Here is a 21,357-nt window from a genome sequence, read left to right as displayed (position 1 = left end):
TTCGGACCGTGCTCACCGGGAACGGCCCGGGAGCACGGTCGTCCGGGTCAGTGCGCCGACGGTGACGTGGTCGCGCGGACGGACCGCTGCGTGCTGCGGAGGATGAGCTCCCCACGGTTGGTGACGCTGACGTCGACGAGGGCGACGGAGTCCCCCTCGTTGATGAAGGTTCCGGTGATCTCGACGACCCCGGCGGCGATGTTCCGGCAGAATTCGCCCGAGACGTGCGCCACGTTGATCGGGTTTCCGCGTGCGGCCACGGCGGCGGTGACGCTCCCGACGGATTCGGCGACGGCGAGACAGACGGCGCGGGACACGGAGTTCCCGCCGCAGTCCAGGTGGTCGGAGTTGATGTGCATCTCCGCCCGGACACCGTCCGGGGTGATCTCCAGGTATCGGAGTCCGAGCAGACGGTCGATGCCGTCATTCAGATCCGCGAAACGTGCGAGTTCCCTCATGTGGAGGGGTCGGTCGGCGGCGAGGTCGAGGAGTTGTCTGAGACTGAGGTTACTGGCATCCATAGTCACCAACCTTAAACCCGCCGGGCCTCACCGGGTGAACCGCGCCCAACCCGAGGAAGCGGGAGGCGACACAACGATGGCCGGTGACCAGTTAACGGACCTCGGGTGTCCGGTCGGACACAGTGAGCGGGTACGATGTGGAGACATGACTGACCAGAAGCACCTCGCCCAGAGCGACGCCCAGATCGGCGTTGTCGGACTCGCTGTGATGGGATCGAACATCGCCCGGAACTTCGCCCGCCACGGACACACGGTCGCGGTGTACAACCGCAGCCCCGAACGCACCGATGCCCTGATCGCCGATCACGGTGACGAGGGGACGTTCATCCCCGCGAAGACGATCGAGGAGTTCGTCTCCTCCCTCCAGCGTCCGCGTCGCGCCCTCATCATGGTCCAGGCGGGGAAGGCGACCGATGCCGTCATCGGTCAGCTCGCCGACGCCATGGAGGAGGGCGACATCATCATCGACGGCGGCAACAGCCTCTACACGGACACGATCCGGCGTGAAGCGGAGATGCGGGCCCGGGGCCTGCACTTCGTCGGCGCCGGGATCTCCGGCGGCGAGGAAGGTGCCCTGAACGGCCCCGCGATCATGCCGGGCGGCCCCGCGGAGTCGTACGAGTCCCTCGGCCCGCTGCTCGAGTCCATCGCCGCCGAGGTCGACGGCACCCCGTGCTGCACGCACATCGGCCCCGACGGTGCCGGTCACTTCGTCAAGATGGTGCACAACGGCATCGAGTACGCCGACATGCAGGTCATCGGCGAGGCCTACCATCTCCTCCGCTACGCGGCGGGCATGGAACCGAAGGAGATCGCCGGGGTGTTCCGGGAGTGGAACACCGGTGACCTCAACTCCTATCTCGTGGAGATCACCGCCGAGGTGCTCGATCAGGTCGACGCGGAGACCGGTCGCCCGTTGATCGACGTCATCGTCGACGCCGCCGGACAGAAGGGCACCGGACGGTGGACGGTCAAGGCCGCACTCGATCTGGGGATCCCCGTGACCGCCATCGGCGAGGCCGTCTTCGCCCGTGCACTGTCGGGTGCCCGCGCGCAGCGCTCCGCCACGGCCGGGGTCCTTCCGTCCGGAACCATCGCAGGCCCCGTCGCCGCCGACGAACGCGAGCGTTTCGTCGAGGACGTGCGTCGTGCGCTCTACGCCTCGAAGCTCGTGGCCTACGCACAGGGGTTCGATGAGATCCGTGCCGGCTCCGAGGAGCACGGCTGGGACGTCGATCCCCGCGATCTCGCGACGATCTGGCGCGGCGGCTGCATCATCCGCGCGACCTTCCTCAACCGTATCCGCGACGCCTACGACGCCGATCCGGACATCCAGTCCCTGCTCCTCGACTCCTACTTCACCGGCGAAATGGTCGACCTCGTCGATTCCTGGCGCCGGGTCGTCATCAACGCAACGCGCCAGGGCCTGCCGGTCCCGGTGTTCGCATCGTCACTGTCCTACTATGACAGTCTCCGTGCGGAGCGGCTCCCCGCCGCTCTCATCCAGGGGCAACGAGACTACTTCGGTGCCCACACCTATGAAAGAACCGACCGTCCCGGCCACTTCCACACGGAATGGTCCGGCGACAGGTCTGAGGTCCAAGCCTAAATGACATCCTTTTCCGATCTCGGTCTGCCCACTCCCGTCGTCCATGAACTGAAGCGACAGGGCATCACCGAACCCTTCCCCATCCAGGCCGAGGCCATCCCGGACGCCCTCAGCGGCCGTGACGTTCTCGGCCGTGGGCCCACCGGCTCCGGCAAGACCTTCACCTTCGGTCTCCCGATGCTGACCAGGCTCGCCGACTCCGGCGCTTCCAGGCCCGGACGTCCCCGTGGCCTGGTCCTGGTTCCCACGCGGGAACTCGCGGCCCAGGTCAAGGAGCGTCTCGACGCTCCCGCGCAGGCCCTCGGTCTCCGCGTGCTCGAGGTCGTCGGTGGTGTGAACATCAAGCGCAACATCAGCGCACTCGCCCGACCCGTCGACCTCCTCGTCGCGACCCCCGGCCGCGCCCAGGACCTCATCAACCAGAAGATCCTGTCCTTCGACGACGTCGAGATCACCGCACTCGACGAAGCCGACCAGATGGCCGACATGGGTTTCCTCCCGCAGGTCCGGAAGCTGATGGATCTCACCCCCGAGAACGGCCAGAGGCTGCTCTTCTCCGCGACGCTGGACGGTGACGTGACCAAGCTGGTCAACCGTTACCTCCACGATGCGGTGACCCACTCCACCGCCCCCGTCGGGGCATCCGTGGACACGATGTCCCACCACCGTCTCCTCGTCGGTGACCGGGACAACCGCAGCGAGGTCGCCGCGGAGATCGCCGCGCGTGCGGGTCGCACGATCATGTTCATGCGCACCAAGCACGGCGTGGACCGGCAGGTCAAGAAGTTCCGGAGAGTCGGGATCAACGCCGTCGGTCTGCACGGGGACAAGGGACAGAACACCCGTGCCACCGCACTCGCCGGATTCTCGGACGGCTCGATCCCCGTCCTCGTCGCCACGGACATCGCCGCCCGGGGCATCGACATCAACGACGTGTCCCTCGTCGTCCACATCGATCCCCCCGCCGAGCACAAGGCGTACCTCCACCGCGCCGGGCGTACCGCCCGCGCCGGGGAGAAGGGCACCGTCGTCACGCTCGTCACCGACGAGCAGGTCGCCGAGGTCCGCACGCTGTTCAAGAAGGCGGGCGTCACCGCCGATGAGGTCAGGGTCACCCCGACGTCCCCGGAGCTCGCGAGCATCACGGGTGCACGGCCACCGTCGGGCCAGCCCCTGACGGCACCGGGTGCGGGACAACAGCAGTCCCGGGGCCGGGGTCGGGCCGGTGCACGGGGAGTCCCCCCGAAACGCCGTCGCTCCGCACGCCCCGCCGGCGAGCCCGCAGCTAGGGGAAATGGTCAGGGCCGGGGTAAGGTTACCCCCGGCACCGACCGATCCGCCGACCGAAAGCCCCGGACGGAACCCGGTTCAGACGGCACTCCGCGTCGTCGTCGCCGACGGCGCTGACCGCGACGTCCCTCCACACCCACGATTGGTCCATGGACATACTCCTCAGCATCCTCGCCCTGGTCGGGTTCATCGCCCTGACCGTCGGGACCGGCTTCTTCGTCGCCATCGAGTTCGCCCTCACCGGTCTGGAACGTTCCAGCATCGAGAACCATGTGGCGAACAAGGCCGACACCCGGGCCCGGAACATCCAGAAAGCGCACAACGACCTCTCCTTCGAGTTGTCGGGCGCACAGCTCGGCATCACCATCACGACTCTCGCGACGGGTTACCTCGCGGAACCCGTCCTCGCACGGTTCTTCGACCCGCTTCTCGAGTTGTTCGGTCTGAGTGACGCCGCGGCGCGTCCGATCTCACTCGTGCTGGCCATGATCGCCGCGACACTGCTGTCCATGGTCTACGGTGAGCTCGTACCGAAGAACATGGCGATCACGGATCCGTTGATGGCCGCCCGGATCACGGTCGGCCCGGTCCGGATCTTCAACAAGATCTTCAAGTGGTTCATCAACTCCCTGAACTCCACCGCGAACTGGCTCGTCCGGAAGATGGGCATCGAACCCGCCGACGAGCTGGCCTCGGCACGCAGTGCGCAGGAACTCGGTGCCCTGGTGCGCAACTCGGCCAAGCACGGAGGCCTCGACCAGTCGAAGGCGATCATGCTGGACAAGAGCCTGAAGTTCGGTGAAGCCACCGCCGAGGAGTTCATGACCCCCCGTTCCACCATCGAGGATCTCGACGTCGACGACACCGTCGAGGATCTGCTCAACCTTGCCCTGTCCACCGGGCACTCGCGATTCCCGGTGACCGACGGGGACCTCGATGCGACGGTGGGGGTCGTCCATGTCAAGGAGGCGTTCGCGGTTCCCCGCGGAAACCGGGCGACGACCAGTCTACGGACCCTCGCGCGCCCCATTCCGGTCGTTCCCGCCAGCCTCGACGGTGACGCGGTGCTCAACGCCGTGCGTTCCGCCGGGTCCCAGGTCGTTCTCGTCGCCGACGAGTACGGCGGGACCGCCGGCATCGTCACGATCGAGGACGTCGTCGAGGAGATCCTCGGCGAGGTCTACGACGAGCACGATGACGCCGAGGCCGAGAGGGACTACGTCCAGAACGGTGCGAACTGGGACGTCTCCGGCCTCGTCCGCGTCGATGACCTGCCCGAGAAGACCGGATACTTCGCTCCCGACGGGCCGTACGAGACACTGGGTGGGCTGATCATGACGACACTCGGCCGCATCCCCCGTGCCGGGGATCTCGTGCTGCTGCCCCAGACGGACCGCGATTCGATGGACGAATTCGAGTCGGGCATCTCCGGCAGGTGGCTCGCACGGGTCACCGTCATGGATGAGCGCCGCGTCGACCGCGTCTATCTCACCCCCATCTCCGACGAGGAAGCGGAGCAGTACGCATGAACGACTACTCAGCGGTTCTGTTCGCCGTCGCACTCCTGTTCATCAACGCGTTCTTCGTCGGAGCGGAGTTCTCCCTGATCTCCTCCCGGCGGGACCGGCTCGATTCCCTCATCGCACAGGGCAAGAGCCGTGCCCGCAGTGTGCTGTGGGCGTCGGAACGCCTGTCCATGATGCTCGCCGGCGCACAGTTCGGCATCACCATCGCCTCGCTCCTGCTGGGCAAGGTCGCCGAGCCCGCGATCGCGCACATCATCGAGGGCCCAGCCCACGCTCTCGGACTGCCCGACAATCTCCTCCACCCCGTCGCCTTCGCCGTCGCCCTCGGTATCGTCACCTACCTGCACATCGTGCTCGGTGAGATGGTGCCGAAGAACATCGCCCTCGCGGGTCCCGAGACGGTGGCGATGATCCTCGTCCCGCCGCACATGCTGTTCGTGAAGGTCACGCGTCCCGTGATCGTCGCGATGAACTGGTTCGCCGGTGTCACACTGCGGATGTTCGGCATCGAGCAGCGCGAGGAGATGGACACCTCCGTGGGACCGCAGCAGCTCGCCACGATGATCACCGAATCGCGTTCCGAGGGGCTCCTCGACGCCGAGGAGCACGCCCGACTCAACAAGGCGCTGCGATCCGACGACCGCACGATCCGGGAGGTCCTCATCGCGTGCCCCGACGTCCGTACCCTCGAGTTCGGCACCAAGGGACCGACCCTCGGAGCCGTCGAGCACGCCGTCAGTGAAACCGGATACTCCCGTTTCCCCGTGACCGGTCTCGCGGGCAACTACGTCGGCTACATCCACGTCAAGGACATCCTCGACCGCATGGTCTCCCCCGACGCGACACTCGATGACGTGGTCAAGCAGTCCGAGCTCCGCCCCCTCATCACCGTGGAGGCCGCCGGGACCCTCGATGACACCATGCGCCTGATGCGCAGGCGCTCGGCGCACATGGCCCAGGTCCGGGACGAACGCGGTGAGCTTGTCGGGATCGTCACCCTCGAGGATCTCATCGAGGAGTTCGTCGGCACCGTGCGGGACTGGACCCACGAAGAGGCGTGAGGCCGGTGCGTGTCCTGTCTGAACAGCAGTGGAGACCTCTCGCCGCAGCACACGCGGAACGGGCGCGTTCCTTCACCGCGGACCATCTCGACCGTCGGAGCCGGGGCGAGAAGCACCCCGTCTGGGACTTCCTCTTCGACTACTATCCCGTGAAACCCGCACAGCTCGCGAGATGGCACCCGGGGGCCGGCACCAGGCTCCACGGGGACTGCCCGCACAGCGACTGGCGGTACTACGACACCGACTCCGCCGGCACCACCGGTGTCAACCTCCGGGAACTGTGGGGGAAGCGGGGGGAATCCTTCCGCTACATCCGTGACCTCCTCACCTCGACAGCGGACAACACCGCCCGGTTCGACTGTCTCGGCCTCCACGAGTGGGCGATGGTCTACCGTACGGACGATCCCCGCCACGACCTGCCGCTCCGGCTCGGACGCACCGGAACCGACGCCGTCGTCGAACAGCACCAGATACGGTGCACCCACTACGACGCATTCCGCTTCTTCACCCCCTCCGCGCGCCCGCTGAACATCACACCGTTGACCAGGGAACAGCAGCCGTCGAGAGAGCAACGCGGCTGCGTCCACGCCACGATGGACCTCTACAAGTGGGCGAGCAAGCTCGGTCCGCTGGTCCCCGGTGGTCTCTTCCTCGACTGCTTCGAGCTCGCGTGTGCCGCCCGGGTCCTGGACATGGAGGCGTCTCCGTATGATGTCCGTCATCTGGGGTTCGGTGTCGTCCCCATCGAGACCGCCGAGGGGAAACGCACCTATGTCACCCGGCAACGGGAACTCGCGCGACGCGCGGCCCCGCTCCGACGCGCGCTGACGGCACTGGTCGACGAAACAAGTAGAGTTGCACTGTAGGTATTCCGTTCGACGTACCCTCCCCGGGACCCGTGGGGACTCCGGACCGGCAGGGCGCGGCAAGTCAAGGACAGGTGAGTGACGTGGCACGACACGCAGACGGGAACGGTAACTGGCGGCTGTCCCGCGAACTGACCATCGGGGTGATCGCCGTTGTCGTGGTGGTCGGGATCATTCTCTGGTGGATGACCGCCAGGGAGGACACCAACCGCACCCACGCGACCGCATCCCCCTGCATCAACGGGACACTGACGCTCCCCATCCAGGCCACCTCGACACCTCAGCTCGATGATCTGCTCGCCGGATACGGGGCCTCCGGCCCCGTCGTCCGGGACTACTGCGTCGAACCGGAACTCGTCTCCTCCGGGACGGAGGCCGCTCTCACCCTGGCGTCCGGCCCCACCGTCGCCACCCGCGCCGCCCTCGATGCGGTGGACCGTACCCCCGCGTCCGACACCTGGCCGGTGGTCTTCAACACACCCGTGGGTGTGGCGCACACGGCGGACACCGAGGTCACCGACGGCACCGGATGGGATGAACTCGCGGACAGGGGTGTCGTCGTTCCCGCGGGAACGGACACCTACGCACGGGCCGTCGCCGCCTCGGCGTTGTCCGCCGGTGACGCCGACAGGGGCGTCGACATCCTTCGGTCGGATCGGACGCTCACCGTCGAACAGGCGGTGGCTGACGGAGCACCTCTGCTCGCGGTGACCGAGGACTCCACTCCCGAGGGATACTCCTTCTATTCCCCGGACGGTCTCGCGGTCCCTACGGTCGCGGTGCCGTTGACGGCGACCGACCGGGTCAGTGAGGAACAGAGCCGGGCCGCCGCCGATTTCGCCCGCTACGTGTCGGATCACGTGGAACAGGTCGGACCGGGGGAACCCCAGCGGCAGGTCCTGACCACCGCCGAGGTCATCAGCGAACGTTTCGCCACGGTCCCCGAGGAATCGAAGGGTTCCGTGGACGATGGTGCGGATACACTCGTGCTGCTCGACACCTCTCGGAACATGGACCAGCTCATCGACGGGCACAGGATCGCGGGTGAGGTCGCACGTCTGCTGGACCCGTTGATGCTGTCGGTCGGTCGTGCCGGTGGCCGGGTCGCGCTCTGGAACTACTCATCCCCCCTGTCCCCCGGGGTGACCCGTGGCTGGCGCGACAACATCACGTTCCTCGATGACTCCGCCGGCGCCAACGCGGCACGGGTGGTCAAGGGGTTCGGCACGGGTGGCCAACCGCTGACCCGTTCCGCCGTCCTCGCCGCGCTGGACTCCGCGACCGAACGCGCCACCGAAACCGGTGAACCGGTACGGTTCGTCATCGTCACCTCGGGTTCCGAGGGGGCCGTGGATGACCGGGTGTTCCGCGATGAGCTCGCCGCCCGTACTCCGGACCGGGTCATCCCACAGGTCGTTCACGTCGGGACCGGCCCCGTCGACCCGGTGCTCGCCGAGTGGGCCACGGCCAACGGTGGGACGGCGGTCACCACCGAGATGTCCGTGCCATCCATCGCCGCCGGGCTACAGGACGCGTTCGGGGTCGCACGCCCCTGAGGTCGTTCCCTACCGGCCGGAGCGGATGATCACATCGGACACGGCGACCGGTCGCAGGGAATCCCGTCCCGCCCACGTCGGTGGGCCTAACATCGACAACACGAAACCCGCCCCGGAGGAGAGATCGTTGACGGGGCGGGTTTCGTGTTGCGGTGCAGGATGGGTCAGGAGACGTTCCGACGGCGACGACGTGCGGCGAGTTCATCCTCACCCACGATGGTCGCGCTGTCATCGTCGATGCGCTCGTGCGGGAACGCCGAGATCGTGCCGGTGAGTTCCTTCATGATCCCGGGAACGGCGATACCGAACACGCCCTGGCCACCACCGAGGAGGTCGATGACCTCCTCATTGGAGCGGCACTCGTAGACGGTGGTGCCGTCGGACACGAGGGTGATCGTGGCCAGATCCTCGACACCGAGGTCACGGAGCTTCTCCACCGCCTGCCGGATGTTCTGGAGGGAGATACCGGTGTCGAGGAGACCCTTGACGATCTTCAGGACGAGGATGTCCTTGAAGGAGTAGAGGCGCTGCGACCCCGATCCCCGGGCGGAACGGATCGACGGCACCACCAGCTTGGTGCGGGCCCAGTAATCGAGCTGACGGTACGTGATGTTCGCGACCTGACAGGCGGTGGGCACACGGTACCCGACCTCCTCATCGGGGCCCAGGTCAAACAGTGACTCCTGGACGGGGCGGGTGGTGTCGGTCATGAATCTCTCCTGTGTGATCTAGCCTTCTTCAGCTCATTCTTCGGTAAGACTAGTTCAACGTCAAGGAGTCCCGGGACGACACGCCCGAAACTTAAACCTCAACTTTAGATTCAGACTTCACTGTCCCCATCATTCACATCAGTAACACCGCGATCACCAGTCACATCGTTGTCATTCCCACGTCCGCCCCTCTCCGGATCGGCTTCACCTTCGACATCGGCGACATCACCCCCGTCGTCACCCCCGACGGCAGTGGCCCGTTCCCCACCGTGGTCTCCGGTGGAACCCAGAAGGTCGGCCTCGGACACACCGAGTGACTGCATGAGCTGTTCGAAGTCCGCATCGGCCTCGGCGTCGCCGGACGCCGACAGGACCTCCCCGACCCGCATGTCCGCCCCCGGCGAGACCGCGGCATCGAGTGAACCGTCGAACAGCGACTCCACCGGCGCCTCACCCAGATACACCGACTGTGCGACCAGAACGGAACGGTTGACGTGGATCGGGTAGTTCGCGGTCCGTGCCAGCAGAACACCGTCCGAGGCCCGTACGTCGATCATCGCGTACTCGGAGTCCGGATCATCCAGCCCGGTGTGGATCTCGGCGTTGAAGACACCCCGCCAACAGCTGCTGATGTGGACGGAGGGTTCCGCACCGCAGAAACCGGTGAGCAGGGACTCGATCACCTCATGCGCCCCCGGTCGACGTTGCCCCGTCCCCTCGGTGAGCTCGTTCAACTTGTCCGCCTGCACCGTGTCGATCCAGACGGGCAGGACACGTCCGGTCCCCGGCCAGTCCAGCACCATGCACGTGAAACCCTCCGGACCGGCGGCGTAGACGCCGCGGTACGTGACCTCCACCGGTTCATCCTCGTTCATCGGGTCCACCCATGTGCCTTTCTACGACTGGACGGGGTCTCTTTGTACTCCCCGGGAAATCCGGCGAATTCCGACGGAGGCGGGGTTCCTCAGCCGAGTTCGTCGCGGAGTGCGTTCTTGACGAGCGAGGCGTGCAACGAAACGACCAGTGCCGTCATCTGCTGGGACAGTTCCTCGGCGCGCTGTCGCGCCCCCTCCCCCTTGGACTTCGCCACCGGTGCCGCGACCTGACCGATGAGACCCGCCTGACGGTTCGCCGTCGTCCGGAGACTCTTCAGGTGCCGGATGTCGAAACCGAACTCACCGAGTGCGCTCGCGGTGTGCACGATCCGGACGTCATCGGCGGTGAAGAAACCCGACTCATCCGTACGGATGATCCCTCCGTCGGCGAGATCCGCGACGAACGCCTCCTCGACTCCCGCCTGCGCCGCCACATCGGAGGCCGTGAGACGGGTGAGCACCGGGGCGCGAAAGTTTTCCGGGCTGATCAGCGGAGCCGCCTCAGCGGAGGTCAGGATGGCGGTGACGGCCCCCGAATCCATCGCCTCGAGTTGTTCCCGGATCACCTTCAGGGGCAGATAGTTGTCCCGCTGGGTGACGAGAATGTACCGCAGCCGTTCCACATCGCTCTCCGTGAAACGCCGGTAGCCGGAGGCCGTACGCTGCGGGGTGATCAGCCCCTCCGACTCGAGGAACCGGATCTTCGACACGGTCACATCGGGAAACTCCGCGCGCAACCGGTCCAGGACCACGCCGATGGACATGGTCTTGGCGGATTTCGGGGTTCGGGCCCGCGCTGCCGGGGCTGCGTCGTCCCCCGCGGTTCTTCTTAAGGCTGTCACGTGCGTGTCCACTCGGATCGTCAGGGCTATACGGATGGAAAACGGGGGTGTCTCCCCACGCGGCTGCCGGCGGAATCGGGGATCCGCCGGCCTGTGGAACTACTTCTTCGGGCCGGCCAGAAAGACGAGCCGGAATTTGCCGATCTGCACCTCATCACCGCTGGAGAGGACCTCGGAGTTCTTCGGTTCCCGGTTGACGTACGTACCGTTCAGGCTTCCGACGTCGACGACCTCGAACTGGTCGTCCGAGACGCGGAACTCGGCGTGACGCCTCGAGACGGTCACATCATCGAGGAAGATGTCGCTCTCCGGGTGCCGACCGACCGTCGTCGTGGGCTGATCCAACAGAAAACGTGACCCCGCATTCGGGCCGCGCTTGACCACGAGGAGCGCCGCACCCGCGGGAAGATTCTCCGTCCCGGTCGTCCCGGTGGTGTTTGCGGGAGCTCCGGACGTTGCGCCGGACTCCATCTCTTTGAGCAGGTCAGCGCGGAATACCGAGGTGGTTTCGGCCTGTGCCTCGGAAAAGCCGGTGTTGTCGCTCATGTAAAACCCTCCGGATCGACGATAAATCACAAAAATCTAGCGTTGTCTCAACATCATAGCGGTTACCGGCCCCCTGCCGCGCCGCAGGCCGTGCCGGGGCGGAGCCGAACCCCCTCTGGGGTGCGGATATCAGGCGACCTGCTGCACGGGGGTGGAACCCTGACCTGCCCGGGACGCATCACCTGACGTCAGAAAACAGCTTGCGCCCCGGACGGGACGACACCCGGCGGCGGTCACCGGAACATCGACGTGATCGAACCGATGACGGAGTTCCCCGAACCCGACAGCGGATTGTCGTTGACCATGTAGGTCCATGTCGCGGAAGGTCGCGCGAGTCCCTGATCGTCCAGGTGTGCACCATCACCGTCGATCCGTATCCGCCGGAACGTCTCCACGGAATCGGCCATCGCCTTCTGCGCCAGTTCCCTGAACTCCCCCACCGCGATCCGGTGGAACTCGTCGAGCGGTGTCTCCCGGGCGATCGCCCGCAGGTGGATGGACTCCCGGACGTCATCGAGCAGTGCGAGGTGGTCCGACCAGGCGTTGTCCAGGTGATAGAGCATGATCTCGCGGGCCGCGGTGTCCAGGACCTCCCGTGGCAGCCTCGCGGTGAGCTCCGCCGCACGCTCCGGGGCCCGTTGGGACAGGGACTCCCATGCCGCGGAGGTGTCGAGTATCTCGGCGCGGCGACCGTCGATGATCTCCCGCTGATCCGCGATCAACTTGTTGTACTTCCACGTCTGCGAGTGGATCTCCAGCAACTGCCCCTCCGTCACCCGTTGACAGTGTTCGATGAAGTCCCGGACCCGCTTCGAGTCGATCTCGCCGCCGGGACCCGGGGTGACGGTGACCTCCTCACCGGCACCACCGGCCGTGACGACATCGTCCTCCAGGGAGACGAAGAAGAGACTGAATCCCGGGTCACCCTGTCGGCCGCCCCGACCACGCAGCTGATTGTCCAGACGTGACGTCCGGTGTCTCGAGGTGCCGATCACCGCGAGACCCCCGAGCTCGACCACCCGGTCCCGGTCGGCTTCATCGGCACCTCCGAGCCGGATGTCGGTGCCCCGGCCCGCCATCTGCGTCGACACGGTCACCCGGCCCAGATCACCGGCCTCGGCGATGATCCTCGCCTCCTCCGCATCGTTCTTGGCGTTCAGGACCGAGACCTCGATGTCGTACTCACGGAGCCGTTCCGCGAGTTCCTCCGACTCCGCCACATCCTGGGTGCCGACGAGCACCGGCTGCCCGGTCGCGTGGATCGCCCGGATCTCATCGACAATCGCGGCGTTCTTCTCCGCGAGCGTCGCGAACACCCGGTCCGCCTGATCGAAACGCTTCAGTTCCCGGTTCCGTTCGATGACGGACACGCGCAGATCGTAGAACTGCCGCAGCTGGTCCGTGGCCTCGACGGCGGTACCGGTCATGCCGCAGACCGTGGGATACCGACCCATCAGCGCCTGGAGGGTGATCGTGTCGAGGATCCGGCCCCCCTCGGTCACCGCGAGTCCCTCCTTCGCCTCCACGGCGGCCTGGATCCCGTCGGGCCACCGCTGGAGGTCCGCGACACGACCTCGCGACGCGTCGATCAGCGCGACCTTCCCGTCCCGGACGATGTAGTGGACGTCCCGGATCAGCAGTTCGCGGGCGTGAAGCGCGAGATTGACCTGCACCAGAGTGGTTCCGACGTGGTCGTCGTCGTACAGCGACGGGATACCGAGTGCACGCTCGACCTTCGACGCCCCCTCGTCCGTCAGGAAGACGTTGCGGCGTTCGTCGTCGGGACTGTAGTCGGTCTCCGGATCGAGGGACCGGACGATCTCGGTGATCTGCCCGCGCGGCGCACGCCCGGGTTCGTTTCCCGCCAGCACGAGCGGGACGAGAGCCTCGTCGACGAGAACGGAATCGGCCTCGTCGATGATCGCCACATCCGCACCGCGTTGCACGGCCTGCGAACGGTCGGTGATCAACTGGTCGCGGAGAACGTCGAAACCGATCTCGTTGACGGGCCCGTAGACGATGTCGCGGGAGTAGATGTCGCGGCGCTCCACCGGTGTCAGTTTCTCTGTGACGGCCCCCACCGTCAGCCCGAAGAACTCGACCAGCGGCGCCATCCACTCGGCGTCGCGCCTGGCCAGATAGTCGTTGACCGTGATGCAGTGGACGGTCCTGCCGGTCAGTGCGAATCCGGTGGCGGCCATCGCACCGACGAGGGTCTTCCCCTCGCCTGTCGCCATGTGGACGACATCCCCCTCGATGAGTCGCAGTGTCGCCTGTGACTGCACCGCGAACGGGGTCAGTCCGAGTGTCCGACCCGCCGCGACACCCAGGACGGCCAGCAGCGCCGCCGGGTCGTGGACCGCACCACCCGCGGTGAGTTCCCTGGCCCGTGCCGCGAGTTGAGCGTCATCGAGCCCCTCCAGCTCACGGTTGATCTCACTCGCCTTGTCGACGATCGCACGGCTCCGCTTCTGATTGCGGCTCTGCTGACCGCCCATCGCCTTCCAGAACCAGTTGAATCCGGCCACGTGGGACTTCCTTTGACTCGTCGATGGGGAGGGTGCACCGTGTCCGCGGCACCACGCTCCCCGGTGGTCTGACATATCTGTAGCTACAACGACCTTAACCAAGACCCGGCCTCCCGTGGCACCACGGTCCTCCCGGTGCGTCCGTGGTCTCTCCCGGCGTCCGGGCGGATGCTGGCCTAGAGTGGCCGTGACGACGGGCTGAGACGGGAGACCGTGATCGCCCCACCATGAACCTTGAACCGAAAGTGAGTGAGAATTCCGTGCACTCCGTCAGCGTCAAACTCCCCGGCAGCTCCGGACAGATGATGGCTGGGACCCTTGACCTCCCCGATTCCGCCCCGGTGGCGTGGGCGATGTTCTCGCACTGCTTCACCGGATCGCGCTTCACACCGGCCGCGGCCCGGGTCTGCAAGACCCTCGCGGACCAGGGCATCGCGTGCCTCAGATTCGACTTTCCCGGGCTGGGGCAGTCCGAGGGCGACTTCGCCGAGACATCGTTCTCCTCGAACGTGGCCGACCTCGTCGCGGCCTACCGGTGGATGGAGGAGAACCACGCCGCACCGCAGCTGCTCATCGGGCACTCCCTCGGGGGCGCCGCCGCGCTGAAGGCCGGGGCGCAGATGCCGAAGCTGCGTGCCGTCGCGACGATCGGGGCCCCCTTCGATCCGGCGCACTCGGTGCTCCACTTCGCGGACCGGATCAGCGAGGTCGACGCCAACGGCGCCGTCACCCTCACCCTGGGTGGCCGGGAGCTGACGATCTCCCGTTCCTATCTCGAGGATCTCGCCGAGATCAACCCGGAGGTCTACCTGGGCGGACTCCGCCGACCGCTTCTCCTGCTCCATGCACCGACGGACCAGACGGTCGGCATCGACAACGCGCAGAAGATCTTCCAGCTCTCCCGCTACCCGAAATCACTCATCGCCCTCGACAAGGCTGATCATCTGTGCACCCGTCCGGGCGTCGCACAGCGTGCGGCGAACCTCATCCGCACCTGGGTCGACCCGTATCTGGCGGACGAATCCGGCGACGGAGACACGGACGTGATGCCGGAGGGGGTCGCCGAGGCCCGCTCGATCCCCGCGGGAAAGTTCACCGACCTGGTCCGCATCGAGGGGGAGACGATCACGACCGACCGGGAGCGGTCTCTCGGCGGCCGGAATCTCGGACTCTCCCCCACCGCCCTCCTCATCGCGTCCCTCGCGTCCGCGACCTCGCAGAGCATCAGGATCGCGGCGAAGGAGGCACGGATCCGTGGCCTCGACGACGTGAGTGTCACGGTGTCTCGGGTGGTGGGTTCCGACGATGAAGCCACCGTGCTCCGACGTCGGATAGAGCTCATCGGCGACCTCGACGAGAGCGAGCGCTCGGAGCTCCTCGCCGCCGCGGGTTCGAGTGTGATCGAGCGGATCATCACCACCTCCTCGACACTCATCGACGGGGACAACTGACGTGGACGACTCCATCGGTGATGAAACCCGGTGTCCCTGCGGCAGCGGGGATGTCTTCGACTCATGCTGCGGGCCGATCCTGGCCGGCACCAGGAGGGCCCCGACCGCGGAGGCTCTCATGCGGTCACGCTACACGGCGTTCCGTGTCGGTGACGTCGATCACCTCAACGTGTCCTGGCATCCGGACACCAGACCGGTGGACCTGAGCATCGATCCGGAGATCAGCTTCATCCGCCTGATCGTGCACGACACGACGGGAGGCGGGCCGTTCGACACCACGGGCCGGGTCCGGTTCACCGCCGTGTACCGCACCGCGACCGGGGAACGGGGCACCCAGGAGGAGAACTCCACCTTCACACGTCTCGACGGACGGTGGGTCTACGTCGACGCGACATGATCCGGCGATCCCTCCGTTTTTCCGCCATGGCCTGCGGATTGGCGCAACCGCCCGACACTGTTGTAATCTGTGGCAGTTGCTCCGGTTGATCCGGGGCAGGCGACGGACTGTGGCGCAGCTTGGTAGCGCACTTGACTGGGGGTCAAGGGGTCGCAGGTTCAAATCCTGTCAGTCCGACCACATCAGCGTGAGGGCCCGGTGGAGAGTTTTCTCCACCGGGCCCTCACGCTGTGCCCGCCTCCGCCCCGGCGACCGTCGGAAACACCCCCGGACGGGACAACCGTAGGAGAAACCTGGGGCAATGATGAGCCGGTCCGATGCGGGACCTTAGTATTGTCACCATGAACTCTGTACTGATAGCGGTCCTGCTGGTTCTCCTGCTGGCCGTACTCCGGGTCCACGTCGTACTCGCACTGTTGATCGGGGCCGTTGTCGGTGGCTTGATCGGTGGTCTGGGTTTCTCCGGCACCATGGTCACCTTCCAGGAGGGTCTCGGGGGTGGCGCGACGATCGCGTTGTCCTACGCCCTGCTGGGCGCGTTCGCGATGGCCGTCGCGAGCGCGGGCCTGCCGCGACTGCTGGCGGACTGGATGGTCAGGAGGATCGCGGGTACCGGTACGGCGGAGGAGCCGGGCGGTGAACTGACCCCGGCCCGGAAACGGGCGGCGGTGGTCACCGAGTACGGTCTCATCGCCGGCATCCTCGCCATGGCCGTGATGAGCCAGAACCTGATCCCCGTCCACATCGCCTTCATCCCGCTTCTCATTCCGCCGTTGCTCCGGGTGATGAACGGGCTCCGGATGGACCGCCGCCTGGTGGCCTGTGTGCTCACCTTCGGTCTCGTCACAACCTACATGTTCCTCCCCATCGGGTTCGGCCGTATCTACCTTGAGTCGATCCTCATGGGAAACATCAACGAGGCGGGTCTGGACACGTCCGGGATCAACGTCATGAGCGCCATGTGGATCCCGGCACTCGGCATGGTCGCCGGTCTGCTGATCGCCGTGTTCATCTCCTACAGGAGGCCCCGGAACTACCGTGATGTCCCGCTCGCGGTGGAGTCCGGGACCGCTGACGGCACCACCGGGACCGGGCCGGCCGGCGTCTCCCGCTACAGGATCACCGTCTCCGTCATCGCGATCCTCGCGTGTTTCGCCATTCAGTTGGTGATGACCACACTGGAGATCGACGCGGATCCCCTGCTCACCGGCGCTCTGGTCGGCCTGGCCATCTTCATGGCCACCGGTGCGGTCAGGTGGAATGAGGCGGATGACGTCTTCACCGCGGGTATGCGGATGATGGCCCTGATCGGGTTCATCATGATCACCGCCCAGGGATTCGCCGCGGTGATGACGGCGACCGGTGACATCCCGGCTCTGGTTGCCTCCGCGGCGGAGGTTTTCGCCGGCAATCGACCGGCGGCCGCCCTCGCGATCCTCCTGGTCGGCCTCGTGGTGACGATGGGCATCGGGTCCTCGTTCTCCACTCTGCCGATCATCACCGCGATCTACGTTCCGTTGTGCATGTCGATGGGTTTCTCTCCCCTGGCGACCATCTCCATCATCGGTACGGCCGGTGCGCTGGGTGACGCAGGTTCGCCCGCTTCCGATTCCACGCTGGGCCCGACGTCGGGTCTGAACGCCGATGGGCAGCACGACCACATCCGCGACACCGTCATCCCGACCTTCATCCACTACAACCTGCCGCTCCTCGCCGCCGGCTGGATCGCCGCGATGATTCTCTGATCCGGGCTGCCCCCGCCCCGGTGTCGCCGCCCGGGATTGCCACGGGCGGCAAGGAAGAGGGCCCGGACAGCGGTCACGCTGTCCGGGCCCTCTTCCTTCATCGGCGGATACTAGACCGCGACGCACTCGTCCCAGTGATCCTCATGACGGTGGTGACGGTGTCCGTCGTGGATGTAGTCGATGTGATCGTCGTGCCTGACGGCCTCGTGACCGCAGTTGTCGCCGTGCTCGTGGTCGTGGCTCTCGTGGATGGTGTGGCTCATGATGTCTCCTTGGGATTGAATTCAGCCCGGGTGGGTGTCCGTGCACACCGTTGAAATCCGGTGAACACTGTCCGGCACCGTCCAGCATTATCTGGGACTATTGAAAACAAACGGGCTTCCGACTGTTTCAACGATCACCCTAGTTGAAAACGTACCGAGATTACAAGCGCACTACCTCGTTATTTTCAATCCCTTATTGAAAACGCGGGTGTGGCGAACAAAAAGCAGGGACACACTTATTGGAAACACGTGGTCCGGGCAGCTGTGGGACTTCTCCCCGACAGCTGCCCGGACCACGGTGTACGCCTACTTGCGCTTCCGCTTCTCCCGTACCCGGATGGCGATGCGAACCGGCGATCCCTCGAATCCACCGAAGGACTCCCTGAACTTGCGTTCCAGGTAGCGCCGGTATCCGGCCTCGAGGAACCCGGTGGTGAACAGCACGATCACCGGCGGGCGGGTCGACGCCTGGGTGGCGAACAGGACACGCGGAAGCCGGCCCCCGCGCATCGGCGGCGGATTCTGGGCGATGACCGCGCGCAGCCACGTGTTGAGCTGCCCCGTGGACACGCGGGTGTCCCAGGACTCCAGCGCCTCGAGCATCGCCGGTTCGAGACGTTGCAGGGCGCGCCCCGTCTTGGCTGAGATGTTCACGCGGCGCGCCCACGGGATGTGGGCCAGCTGGAGGTCGATCTCCCGTTCGAGGAGCGGGCGTCGGTCCTCGTCCATGAGGTCCCACTTGTTGTAGGCCACGACGAGGGCCTTGCCGGCGTCCATGACCATCCCGAGGATCCGCTGATCCTGCTCGGAGATGGGCTCGGAGGCGTCGATGAGGAAGATGCAGACCTCGGCGGCCTCGATCGCGCTCTTCGTGCGCAGCGAGGCGTAGAATTCATGCCCCTGCGCGTTCTTCACCTTGCGCCGCAGACCCGCCGTGTCGACGAACTTCCACAGCTTCTGGTCCAGCTGAACCAGGGAGTCGACGGGGTCGACGGTGGTGCCGGCGACGTTGTCGACGACACTGCGTTCCTCACCGGTGATCTTGTTGAGCAGCGAGGACTTGCCCACGTTGGGGCGCCCGACGAGAGCGACCCGACGCGGGCCCTCGACGATGGACTTCTGCCGCGGCTCATCGGGGAAGGACTCGACGACCTTGTCCAGCACATCCGCACCACCGCGACCGTGCTGGGCGGACACGGGGTACGGGTCACCCAGACCCAGCGACCAGAACTCGGCGACGTCCCCGTACTGGGAGTCCGAGTCGAACTTGTTGGCCACGAGGATGACCGGTACCTCGGCGCGCTGGAGTTTGCGGGCCATGACCTCATCGGTCTCGGTGACGCCGACCTTGGTGTCGACGACGAGGACGATGACGTCGGCGGTGGCCATGGCCACGTCAGCCTGACGGGCGATCGCACCGTGGATGCCCTTGGCGTCCGGATCCCAGCCGCCGGTGTCCTGGACCCAGAAGCGTCGACCGTTCCAGTCGCCGAGGTAGCTGATGCGGTCGCGGGTGACACCGGGGAAGTCCTCGACGACCGCTTCCCGACGCCCGATGAACCGGTTGACCAGTGTCGACTTGCCGACGTTCGGTCGACCGACGATGGCGACGGTGCACAGTGCCTCCTCGACGTGTTCCGGACGCTCGACGCCGAAGGCCTCCTCCATGCGTTCCCAGTCCCGGTCGTCGAAGTCCTCGCCGAAATCGGCGTCGGCGAAGTCCGATTCATCGAACTCGGGATCGAGGATCTCCCCGTCGTCGTCGATGTCGTGTTCACCGAACTCTGCGGGATCGAAGTCCTTCGCGGCGTGTCCGCCGTGCGGTGCGGCGACGTCCTCGTCGGCGAACACGCCGACGGCGTCCATCTCACCACCCTGTGTGTGGTAGACGAACATCGTCTCCTGTTCGTCATCTCTGGAGGAATGCTGTCTGTCGCTCATGAGCGCGTCCTTTCTGCGCTGTCCGAGGTGAGCTGGACGAGCCGGTCGATGACCTGCTCCAGCGTCATGTCGGAGGTGTCTACGACCACGGAGTCCGTGGCCGGGGTGAGCGGCGAGGCCGCTCTGGTGGAATCGAGTTCGTCCCGACGGATCACGTCGGCGAGGACGGTGTCGTAGTCGACGTCCCGTCCGGCGGCGGTGTCCTGGCTGAAACGGCGGCGCGCGCGGACCTCCGGGGAGGCGGTGAGGAAGGCCTTCACGGGGGCGTCGACGAGGACCGCCGTACCGATGTCACGTCCCTCCACGATGCACCGGTGCGCCCGGTGCGCGAGACCGCGCTGCAGTTCGACGAGATTGACCCGGACCTCGGGGATCGCGGAGACGGCGGACACGTTCCGGGTGACCTCCGCTTCCCGGATGACCCCGGAGACGTCTTCCCCGTCGAGCAGGACGGCCGTCGACGTGGGATCATCACTGACCTCCAGGGGAAGGTCGGCGGTGGCCCGGATGACGGCGTCCGTGTCAGCGGTGTCGACGCCCTGCCGGAGGACGTGCAGCGTCGCGACACGGTACATCGCACCGGTGTCGAGGTAACGCGCCCCCAGACGGGAGGCCAGGGCCCGACAGGCCGTGGACTTGCCTGTTCCGCTCGGGCCGTCGACGGCGACGATGAGCCCGCCGTCGGGCATGTTCGATAGTTCGGCCGTCACATTCCCACCGCCTTGTAGAGGCTGCCCAGTTCCGCACTGTTGAGTGCACGGATCGCACCCGGTGTCTGCTCCCCCAGTGAGACGGTGTGGATCTTGGTGCGCACGAGCCGTTCCACCGGGTACCCGGCTGTCTTGAACAGTCGGCGGACGATGTGCTTCCGGCCTTCGTGGATGTCGATGCGGACGATGGACTTACCCTGGTGGACATCCACGATCTGGACGTAGTCGGCCCGTGCCACACCGTCGTCCAGCTCGATGCCCTCCTTCAGTTCCTTGAGGAGCTTGCGGTCGGCCTCACCGATGAGCGTGGCCATGTAGGTCTTGGAGACCTCGTACTTGGGGTGCATGAGACGGTTCGCGAGTTCGCCGTCGTTGGTCAGCAGGAGCAGCCCCTCGGTCGCGGCGTCGAGGCGTCCGACGTGGAAGAGACGCTGACCGGCGTCGAGCTTCTCGCCGACGATGTCCCCGACGCAGGGACGACCCATGTCGTCGCTCATCGTGGACTGCACCCCGCGCGGCTTGTTCAGCACGAAGTAGACCATGTCCTCGTTGACCCGGATCCGGGCACCGTCGACTCGGACGATGGCGGTGTTGGGGTTGATGCGCATCCCCTGCGTGGTGACGACCCTGCCGTCGACCTCGACGCGGCCGGCGTCGATCAGCTTCTCGGCCATCCGGCGGGAGGCTACACCGGCCTGCGCGAGGACCTTCTGGAGGCGGACGCCCTCACCGGCGGCGTCACCGACGGTGGCGGCACGGCGGTCCTGGTCGGACTGGACGTGCTGGTGGCGGGCGGGCTTGGCCCTGGAGACGTAGATGTCGGCGGCGCGCTTCTTCTTCTCCGGTGTGCCGTCTCGGCGAGCGGGTTGGTTCACGGTGATCGTGTCCTTTTCTATGTGGTTGTGTAACGGGCCAACTCT

The 21,357-nt window shown here is 66.3% G+C and carries 19 protein-coding genes and 1 tRNA gene; 10 read left to right on the top strand and 10 right to left on the bottom strand.

Annotation, left to right across the window (positions count from 1 at the left end; genetic code table 11):
* Positions 1 to 47: 47 nt before the first annotated feature.
* Positions 48 to 521, bottom strand: coding sequence for a hotdog family protein (locus JIM94_RS03520; protein ID WP_200254788.1), 474 nt, complete (start codon positions 519 to 521; stop codon positions 48 to 50).
* A gap of 145 nt (positions 522 to 666) precedes the next feature.
* On the opposite strand from JIM94_RS03520, the gene gndA reads away from it, so the two are divergent.
* The 6 genes from gndA to JIM94_RS03490 all read left to right on the top strand — a co-directional run bounded on the left by gndA (position 667) and on the right by JIM94_RS03490 (position 8,429).
* On the top strand, positions 667 to 2,130 hold the full coding sequence (gndA, locus tag JIM94_RS03515) for an NADP-dependent phosphogluconate dehydrogenase (RefSeq protein ID WP_200254786.1): 1,464 nt from the start codon (positions 667 to 669) through the stop codon (positions 2,128 to 2,130).
* Positions 2,131 to 3,537: a DEAD/DEAH box helicase gene (locus JIM94_RS03510; RefSeq protein WP_200254783.1), complete on the top strand. Its 1,407-nt coding sequence runs from the start codon at positions 2,131 to 2,133 to the stop codon at positions 3,535 to 3,537.
* Between the two features lie 32 nt (positions 3,538 to 3,569).
* On the top strand, positions 3,570 to 4,949 hold the full coding sequence (locus JIM94_RS03505) for a hemolysin family protein (protein WP_200254781.1): 1,380 nt from the start codon (positions 3,570 to 3,572) through the stop codon (positions 4,947 to 4,949).
* Positions 4,946 to 6,007, top strand: a complete 1,062-nt coding sequence (locus JIM94_RS03500) for a hemolysin family protein (RefSeq protein WP_200254779.1) — start codon at positions 4,946 to 4,948, stop codon at positions 6,005 to 6,007. The genes JIM94_RS03505 and JIM94_RS03500 overlap by 4 nt, the downstream gene beginning before the upstream one ends.
* A gap of 5 nt (positions 6,008 to 6,012) precedes the next feature.
* Positions 6,013 to 6,873 (top strand): 3-methyladenine DNA glycosylase, encoded by an 861-nt coding sequence (locus JIM94_RS03495; RefSeq protein WP_418904440.1) that lies wholly within the window; start codon positions 6,013 to 6,015, stop codon positions 6,871 to 6,873.
* A gap of 83 nt (positions 6,874 to 6,956) precedes the next feature.
* Entirely contained in the window at positions 6,957 to 8,429 is a 1,473-nt protein-coding gene (locus tag JIM94_RS03490) for a hypothetical protein (RefSeq protein ID WP_200254775.1), read from the top strand.
* 164 nt (positions 8,430 to 8,593) lie between these two features.
* Here the strand turns inward: JIM94_RS03490 and JIM94_RS03485 are convergent, their stop codons facing one another.
* The 5 genes from JIM94_RS03485 to secA2 form a co-directional block, all read right to left on the bottom strand.
* Entirely contained in the window at positions 8,594 to 9,139 is a 546-nt protein-coding gene (locus JIM94_RS03485) for a MerR family transcriptional regulator (protein ID WP_200254773.1), read from the bottom strand.
* A 110-nt stretch (positions 9,140 to 9,249) separates the two neighbouring features.
* On the bottom strand, positions 9,250 to 10,014 hold the full coding sequence (locus JIM94_RS03480; RefSeq protein ID WP_200254771.1) for a bifunctional nuclease family protein: 765 nt from the start codon (positions 10,012 to 10,014) through the stop codon (positions 9,250 to 9,252).
* A gap of 89 nt (positions 10,015 to 10,103) precedes the next feature.
* Complete coding sequence (gene ftsR, locus JIM94_RS03475) at positions 10,104 to 10,856, bottom strand: transcriptional regulator FtsR (protein WP_200254769.1); 753 nt, start codon at positions 10,854 to 10,856, stop codon at positions 10,104 to 10,106.
* Positions 10,857 to 10,955: 99 nt separating this feature from the next.
* Positions 10,956 to 11,402, bottom strand: a complete 447-nt coding sequence (odhI, locus tag JIM94_RS03470) for an oxoglutarate dehydrogenase inhibitor Odhl (protein ID WP_200254767.1) — start codon at positions 11,400 to 11,402, stop codon at positions 10,956 to 10,958.
* Between the two features lie 233 nt (positions 11,403 to 11,635).
* Positions 11,636 to 13,930, bottom strand: a complete 2,295-nt coding sequence (gene secA2 / locus JIM94_RS03465) for an accessory Sec system translocase SecA2 (RefSeq protein WP_200254765.1) — start codon at positions 13,928 to 13,930, stop codon at positions 11,636 to 11,638.
* Between the two features lie 260 nt (positions 13,931 to 14,190).
* Here secA2 and JIM94_RS03460 point away from each other — a divergent pair, with 260 nt between their 5' ends.
* The 4 genes from JIM94_RS03460 (at position 14,191) to JIM94_RS03445 (ending at position 17,523) form a co-directional block, all read left to right on the top strand.
* A complete protein-coding gene (locus JIM94_RS03460) occupies positions 14,191 to 15,381 on the top strand; it encodes an alpha/beta fold hydrolase (protein ID WP_200255136.1) in 1,191 nt (396 codons plus the stop codon).
* A 1-nt stretch (position 15,382) separates the two neighbouring features.
* On the top strand, positions 15,383 to 15,778 hold the full coding sequence (locus JIM94_RS03455; RefSeq protein ID WP_200254763.1) for a YchJ family metal-binding protein: 396 nt from the start codon (positions 15,383 to 15,385) through the stop codon (positions 15,776 to 15,778).
* Positions 15,779 to 15,881: 103 nt separating this feature from the next.
* Positions 15,882 to 15,958 (top strand) — tRNA-Pro (locus JIM94_RS03450).
* Positions 15,959 to 16,119: 161 nt separating this feature from the next.
* Positions 16,120 to 17,523, top strand: a complete 1,404-nt coding sequence (locus tag JIM94_RS03445) for a Na+/H+ antiporter family protein (RefSeq protein WP_200254761.1) — start codon at positions 16,120 to 16,122, stop codon at positions 17,521 to 17,523.
* Between the two features lie 110 nt (positions 17,524 to 17,633).
* On the opposite strand, the gene JIM94_RS03440 is transcribed toward JIM94_RS03445, so the two are convergent.
* The 4 genes from JIM94_RS03440 to JIM94_RS03425 all read right to left on the bottom strand — a co-directional run bounded on the left by JIM94_RS03440 (position 17,634) and on the right by JIM94_RS03425 (position 21,312).
* Positions 17,634 to 17,786, bottom strand: coding sequence for a zinc transporter permease (locus JIM94_RS03440; RefSeq protein WP_200254759.1), 153 nt, complete (start codon positions 17,784 to 17,786; stop codon positions 17,634 to 17,636).
* A gap of 306 nt (positions 17,787 to 18,092) precedes the next feature.
* A complete protein-coding gene (gene der / locus JIM94_RS03435) occupies positions 18,093 to 19,727 on the bottom strand; it encodes a ribosome biogenesis GTPase Der (RefSeq protein ID WP_200254757.1) in 1,635 nt (544 codons plus the stop codon).
* A complete protein-coding gene (cmk, locus tag JIM94_RS03430; RefSeq protein WP_200255134.1) occupies positions 19,724 to 20,416 on the bottom strand; it encodes a (d)CMP kinase in 693 nt (230 codons plus the stop codon). Before cmk ends, der begins: the two co-directional genes overlap by 4 nt.
* 17 nt (positions 20,417 to 20,433) lie before the next feature.
* Positions 20,434 to 21,312, bottom strand: a complete 879-nt coding sequence (locus JIM94_RS03425) for a pseudouridine synthase (protein WP_200254755.1) — start codon at positions 21,310 to 21,312, stop codon at positions 20,434 to 20,436.
* Positions 21,313 to 21,357 lie beyond the last annotated feature (45 nt).

This window comes from Corynebacterium pygosceleis (assembly GCF_016595275.2).
Classification (GTDB): domain Bacteria; phylum Actinomycetota; class Actinomycetes; order Mycobacteriales; family Mycobacteriaceae; genus Corynebacterium; species Corynebacterium pygosceleis.
This window is presented reverse-complemented; position numbering and strand designations above follow the sequence as displayed.

Coding starts and splice junctions, on each gene's coding strand:
- JIM94_RS03520 (WP_200254788.1), bottom strand. CDS start 521: ATGGATGCCAGTAACCTCAGTCTCAGACAACTCCTCGACCTCGCCGCC.
- gndA (WP_200254786.1), top strand. CDS start 667: ATGACTGACCAGAAGCACCTCGCCCAGAGCGACGCCCAGATCGGCGTT.
- JIM94_RS03510 (WP_200254783.1), top strand. CDS start 2,131: ATGACATCCTTTTCCGATCTCGGTCTGCCCACTCCCGTCGTCCATGAA.
- JIM94_RS03505 (WP_200254781.1), top strand. CDS start 3,570: ATGGACATACTCCTCAGCATCCTCGCCCTGGTCGGGTTCATCGCCCTG.
- JIM94_RS03500 (WP_200254779.1), top strand. CDS start 4,946: ATGAACGACTACTCAGCGGTTCTGTTCGCCGTCGCACTCCTGTTCATC.
- JIM94_RS03485 (WP_200254773.1), bottom strand. CDS start 9,139: ATGACCGACACCACCCGCCCCGTCCAGGAGTCACTGTTTGACCTGGGC.
- JIM94_RS03480 (WP_200254771.1), bottom strand. CDS start 10,014: ATGAACGAGGATGAACCGGTGGAGGTCACGTACCGCGGCGTCTACGCC.
- odhI (WP_200254767.1), bottom strand. CDS start 11,402: ATGAGCGACAACACCGGCTTTTCCGAGGCACAGGCCGAAACCACCTCG.
- JIM94_RS03445 (WP_200254761.1), top strand. CDS start 16,120: ATGAACTCTGTACTGATAGCGGTCCTGCTGGTTCTCCTGCTGGCCGTA.
- JIM94_RS03440 (WP_200254759.1), bottom strand. CDS start 17,786: ATGAGCCACACCATCCACGAGAGCCACGACCACGAGCACGGCGACAAC.
- der (WP_200254757.1), bottom strand. CDS start 19,727: ATGAGCGACAGACAGCATTCCTCCAGAGATGACGAACAGGAGACGATG.
- cmk (WP_200255134.1), bottom strand. CDS start 20,416: ATGCCCGACGGCGGGCTCATCGTCGCCGTCGACGGCCCGAGCGGAACA.